2 protein-coding genes are annotated in these 4,496 nt (G+C 64.0%); one reads left to right on the forward strand and one right to left on the reverse strand.

Annotated elements, in window-relative coordinates:
- Positions 1-123 precede the first annotated feature (123 nt).
- Positions 124-1,665: an alkaline phosphatase D family protein gene (locus tag ACE04F_RS01910; RefSeq protein ID WP_486104359.1), complete on the forward strand. Its 1,542-nt coding sequence runs from the start codon at positions 124-126 to the stop codon at positions 1,663-1,665.
- Between the two features lie 135 nt (positions 1,666-1,800).
- Here ACE04F_RS01910 and ACE04F_RS01915 read toward each other — a convergent pair whose 3' ends face one another.
- Positions 1,801-4,326, reverse strand: a complete 2,526-nt coding sequence (locus ACE04F_RS01915) for a PepSY domain-containing protein (RefSeq protein WP_486104383.1) — start codon at positions 4,324-4,326, stop codon at positions 1,801-1,803.
- Positions 4,327-4,496 lie beyond the last annotated feature (170 nt).

Below are 4,496 nucleotides of genomic sequence, written 5' to 3' on the forward strand. Positions count from 1 at the left end.
GCCTGACACAGCGCTTTCGCGAGCAGGCTCGCTCCCACAGGGGTTATTGATGTTCATGAAATTACCTGTCACACCCACTTCACACAGCCATGCTTAAGTTTTCCCATTTCAAGGGAGAACACCATGAGCGAATTCGACCTGGGCCGTCGCCGTGTAATGCAAGCCGTGGGTGCCGGTTTGTTGTTGCCGGGGCTGGCGCCGGCGGTGATTGCTTCGGTCAAGGACCGGCCGGTGCTGACCGAAGGCGTGCAGTCGGGCGACTTGCAGGGCGATCGGGCGATGATCTGGAGTCGCAGCGACCGTCCGGCGCGGATGGTGGTGGAGTGGGACACCCGCAGCCAGTTCTCCAACCCGCGGCGCTTTGTCTCGGCGCTGGCCGACAGCCGCAGCGATTTCACCGCCCGGGTCGAACTCACCGGCCTGCCGCCCGACCAGGCGATTTTCTACCGCGTGCATTTCGAAGACGCCCGTAGCGGTGTCGCCAGCGAGCCTTGGCTCGGCCATTTGCGCAGCGTGCCGCAGTTCAAGCGCAACATCCGGTTTGTCTGGAGCGGCGACACCGTCGGCCAGGGCTTCGGGATCAACCCGGACATTGGCGGCATGCGTATCTACGAAGCCATGCGCCTGCGCCTGCCGGACTTTTTTATCCACAGCGGCGACACCATCTACGCCGACGGCCCGGTACCGGCACAGATCACCACCGAGGGCGGGCGCATCTGGCGCAACCTGACCACCGAAGCCAAGAGCAAGGTTGCCGAGACCCTGGACGAATATCGCGGCAACTATCGCTACAACCTGATGGATGAAAACGTGCGTCGCTTCAACGCCGAAGTGCCGCAGATCTGGCAGTGGGATGATCATGAAGTGGTCAACAACTGGTCGCCGGGCAAGCAACTGGACGAGCGCTACCAGACCAAGGATATCCACAGCCTGGTAGGCCGTGCGCGACAGGCTTGGCTGGAATATGCGCCGATGCGTCTGCAGAAGGCCGACCACGGTGGACGGATCTATCGCAAGCTCGGCTACGGACCGATGCTCGATGTGTTCTTGCTCGACATGCGCAGCTACCGCGAAGCCAATGACGCTAACCTCGGCGCGGCGAAACCGTTCCTCGGGCGTGAGCAGCTGAACTGGCTCAAGCGCGAACTGAAGCAATCCCGGGCGCAGTGGAAAGTCATTGCCGCCGACATGCCCATCGGCCTCGGCGTACCCGACGGCGAAGTCAGCCCTGGTGTGCCGCGTTGGGAAGCGGTCGCCAACGGTGATCCGGGCGAGGCCCAGGGGCGGGAAGTGGAAATCGCCGAACTGCTCGGTTATCTGCGCAAGCATCAGGTGCGTAACTACGTCTGGCTGACCGCCGACGTGCACTATTGCGCCGCCCATCACTACCACCCCGAGCAAGCCGCGTTCCAGGATTTCGAACCGTTCTGGGAGTTTGTCGCCGGGCCGCTGAACGCCGGCAGCTTCGGCCCCAATGCCCTGGACAAGACCTTCGGCCCGGAAGTGGTATTCCAGAAAGCGCCCCCCGCGCAGAACACTTCACCGTTTGCCGGTTATCAATTCTTTGGCGAAGTGAACATCGACGGGCAGAGCGGGGCGATGAGCGTGGTGTTGCGCGATCTTGAAGGGGTGGCGGTGTTCGAGAAGAAGTTGCAGCCGGTTTGATCCGGCAAGTATGGAGTTCCCTTGTGGGGGGGGGGCTGCTCGCGAAAACGGTGGGTCAGGCAACACAAGTGCAAACTGACACATCGCCTTCGCGAGCAGGCTCGCTCCCACAGGGTTGATGTCGGGTGGCCTGGATCAATAGACATCCCGCCGATACCGGCCCTGCTCGATCAGCTTTTCCACTGCCTCGCGGCCCAGCACCAGGTTGAGCACGTGGTCCACGCCCGACGCCATCCCCTGCAAGCTGCCGCAGACATAGATCACTGCGCCGTCGGCCAGCCATTGCTTGAGCAACGCGGCCGATTCCAGAAGGCGGTCCTGGACGTAGATTTTCTTTTCCTGATCCCGGGAGAACGCCAGGTCCAGGCGTTCCAGGTCGCCGGAGGTCACCCATTCCTGCAGTTCGTCGCGGCAATGGAAATCATGCTCGCGGTTGCGCTCGCCAAACAGCAGCCAGTTGCGCTGCATGCCCTGGGCAACGCGGGCCTTGAGCAAACTGCGCAAGCCGGCCAGGCCGGTGCCGTTGCCCAGCAGAATCATCGGCACGCCCTGGGGCGGCAGATGGAAGCTGCTGTTGCGACGGACCCGCAGGCTGATGGGACTGCCCAGCGGCGCATGCTCGGTCAGCCAGCCGGAACCGATGCCCAGGCTGCCATCGGCGTGACGTTCCTGGCGTACGATCAGCTCCAGTACACCGTCGGCGGGGATCGAGGCGATGGAATATTCACGCATTCCCAGCGGCGCCAACGCCTCCACCAGCGCCTGGGCGTGCAGGCCCACCAGGTGGGCGCGGTTTTCCGGCAGTTGACGCGTGGCGAGGGCTTGTTCGAGCGTCTGTTGCAAGCCATCAACCTGCACCCGGGCGATACCGGCGATACCCAGGCCATCGAGGAAGTGTTCGATGGCCCACGGGTCATTGCGCGGCAGGATTTCCACCAGGTCACCGGCCAGCCAGCTGCTCGGGCCGGGGGCGCCGAGGCCAAGCAGGTACACGCCCGAACCGCTGCTGTCGGGGTTGAGCAGGGTGCGCTGGCGCAAGGTCCAGTGTTCGAAGCTCGGCGCTTGCCACGCATCCGCCGGCGGCTGGCCGGTCAGTTCGGCCAGTTGCTGTTGCCAGTGCCGCAAGGCGTACGGGTCGCCGCTGTCCACTTCCACCGGCGCGAACAGCGTCTTACCGCCGTGCTCCGCGAGCCAGGCGTGCAGGCGGCGGGCGAAACCGCAAAAGTTCTCATATTGCCGATCACCGAGGCCAAGTACCGAGTATTGCAGGCGTTCCAGGCTCATCGCCTGGCCCAGCACCTTGCGCTCGAAACCGCGGGCGCTGTCCGGTCCTTCTCCGTCGCCAAAGGTGCTGACCACAAACAGCGCGCGGGTGGCGTTGTTCAGATCCTTCTCGCTGACGCCGGCCAACGGCTGGACCTTCACCGGTAGCCCGGCGGCCTGGAGCTGGCCGGCGGTCTGCCAGGCCAGTTGCTCGGCGAAGCCGCTCTGGCTGGCAAAGCCGATCAGCCACGCCGGGGCATCGCCAGGGTTGCCGGCAAGTGCCTGGCGAGCCTGGCGGACCTGGCGTTTTTTGCGCCGGCGGTCCAGGTACAGCAGCCAGCCGGTGATGAAAAACAGCGGCATGGCCAATGCGGCGGCGGTCACCAGGATCCGTCCGACCAGGCCGAAGTAACTGCCGACATGCAGGGCATAGATGCTGGTGAGCAATTGCGCCTTGAGGCTCTTGTCGGTGTAACGGCTGTGACGGCTGATGACGCCGGTGGCCGGGTCGAGCATGAGTTGGTTCAGGGCGCGGTCATGGGGGGCGTCCTTGAGCAGGTAGAACACCGTCGCCGGTTGCCCGGCCACCGGCGGCATGCGCACGTTGTAGGCGGACAGGCCGGGGCCGGCGGCGCTGTAGATGCTGCTCCACATGGCCCGGTAATCGGCAATCGGCGCCGGGCCGCTCGGTGCCGGGCCACGGGTGCGCACGCGCTCATCCTTGGGCGAATCGGAAAGCAGGCGGGTCAGGCCTTTGTTGTACCACTCATAGGACCAGGTCAGCCCGGTCAGGGCGGCCAACAGATAGAACAGCAGGCACCAGGTGCCCGCGACGGAGTGCAGGTCCCAATTGAAGCTGCGGCCTTTTTTCGCCCAGTCGAGGGTCAGCCAGGCGCGCCAGTTTTTCCACTGGCGTGGCCAGCGCAAATAGAGGCCGGACAAGCAGAAGAACACTAGGATCAGCGTGCAGGCACCGGTGATCTGCCGGCCCACGTCGTCCAGGGTCAGGACGCGGTGCAGCCTGAGCATCAGGCCGAAGAAATCCTGGCCCACCACATCGCCGAGAAACTGCGCGTTGTAAGGGTTGAAGTAGCGCATCGGCCCGCGTTTCTCTCCGGGCGGGGCGGTGAAAATCACCCGCGCGGCATTGCCGCTGTCGGTCTCGACCCAGAGCATGGCGACGGTCTTGCCGGAGGCGGCTTCGATCTGTTCCACCAGTTCGGCGGGCGGCAGGACGCCGGCCGGTTGTTTTTCAACCGTCAGCACCTCGGGGTTCAATGCCCGCAGGATCTCGTCCTGGAAAGACACCACCGCACCGGTAACGCCCATCAACGCCAGGACCAGCCCGGCACTGATGCCGAAAAACCAGTGCAACTGGAACAGGGTTTTCTTCAACACGTCGCCCGCCTTGTTCATTCAGTACTGTTTGTCACGGCGTGCATTATGCCGTGTGTTATCGAGAAGCATTCATAAACACACATAAAAGCCCCATTCATTTGCATGAACGGGGCTTTGCCCGGTGTGCCGGTCAGTGGTGGGTGGGCGCCAGATCCCGTGGGGGGGGGGGG

This window comes from Pseudomonas sp. AGC41, from assembly GCF_057334555.1.

What these genes read in the sequence shown, in the direction of transcription:
- ACE04F_RS01910 (WP_486104359.1), top strand. Translation starts at nt 124, where the DNA reads ATGAGCGAATTCGACCTGGGCCGTCGCCGTGTAATGCAAGCCGTGGGT.